This window comes from Hydrogenivirga sp. 128-5-R1-1, from assembly GCF_000171895.1.
In genome coordinates this window covers 1-1,297 of record NZ_ABHJ01000411.1, presented here as the reverse complement: position 1 = coordinate 1,297, position 1,297 = coordinate 1, and the positions used below count along the sequence as shown (strand labels likewise).

1 protein-coding gene is annotated in these 1,297 nt (G+C 35.1%); it reads right to left on the bottom strand.

Features of this window, described 5'->3' with window-relative positions:
• On the bottom strand, positions 1-1,267 hold a 1,267-nt coding region (leuA, locus tag HG1285_RS01135; RefSeq protein WP_032497183.1), incomplete at its 3' end, for a 2-isopropylmalate synthase.
• Positions 1,268-1,297: the final 30 nt, after the last annotated feature.

Sequence of the window (1,297 nt, the reverse complement as noted above, 5' to 3'; positions counted from 1 at the left end):
CTGTAGATACAATTTCTTCTCCGTCAATTTTTAATTTTACTGTTGCTGTGGGTATTGCTTTATTTCCACTTACAATTTGAAACTGAAGCAGTTTGACTTCTTCATAAGATTTAAACAATTCATCAAATAGAAGTGCCTCAATATCTTCATCAAATACTTCTTTTTTCTTGTCTGCAAGCTCTTTAAATTTAGCAAAAAGTTTATCAATTTCTTCTTCTGATAGGTTTTTATATCCAAGCTCTTCAAGCCTTGTTTTAAATGCATGTCTTCCTGAATGTTTTCCGAGAACTATTTTAGAAGATGGAACTCCAACATCTTCTGCTTTCATTATTTCATAAGTTTCCCTTTTGGCAAGTAGCCCGTGCTGATGTATTCCAGCTTCATGTGCAAACGCGTTGTCTCCAACTATTGCCTTATTTGGTTGTACAAAACTGCCAGTTAATCTACAGAGCAGTCTGCTTGTTCTGTATATTTCTTTTGTATTTATATCTGTGTAAACGTCTTTAAAGTAATCTTTTCTAACTTTTATTGCCATTACAACTTCTTCAAGGGCAGCATTTCCTGCTCTTTCTCCAATTCCGTTTATAGTGGAATGAACCTGACCAGCTCCATTTTTAACAGCTGTTAATGAATTAGCAACTGCAAGTCCCAAATCGTTATGGCAGTGAACACTTATGACAGCTTTATCTATATTTGGAACGTTATTTAAAATGTCAGAAATTAACTGTCCAAACTCTTCAGGAACTGCATATCCTACAGTATCAGGCACATTTATAGTTTTTGCTCCTGCAGCTATAACTGCTTCAAAAATTCTATATAAAAACTCTCTTTCAGACCGTACAGCATCTTCTGCTGAAAATTCAACATCATCTGTAAAATTTCTTGCAAACTGAACAGCATCTACAGCTCTTTCTAAAACCTGCTCTGGAGTCATTCTCAGTTTGTATTCCATATGAATAGGGGAAGTTGCTATAAATGTATGTATTCTTTTTCTTTCTGCAGGAGCTAAAGCCTCTCCTGCCCTTTCTATATCAGAGTGAAGAGCTCTTGCAAGTGAACAAACTGTAGAATTTTTTACCTCTTTTGCCACTTCATTTACGGCTTCAAAATCACCTTTTGAAGCAGCTGCAAAACCTGCTTCTATAACATCTACACCTAATTTTTCAAGTTGTTTTGCCATTCTAACCTTTTCTTCAACTGTCATTGAAAAACCAGGTGCCTGTTCTCCATCTCTCAAGGTAGTATCAAATATAATTAATTTCCTCATTATTTCCTCCGGTTTCTTATCAGTAATAAT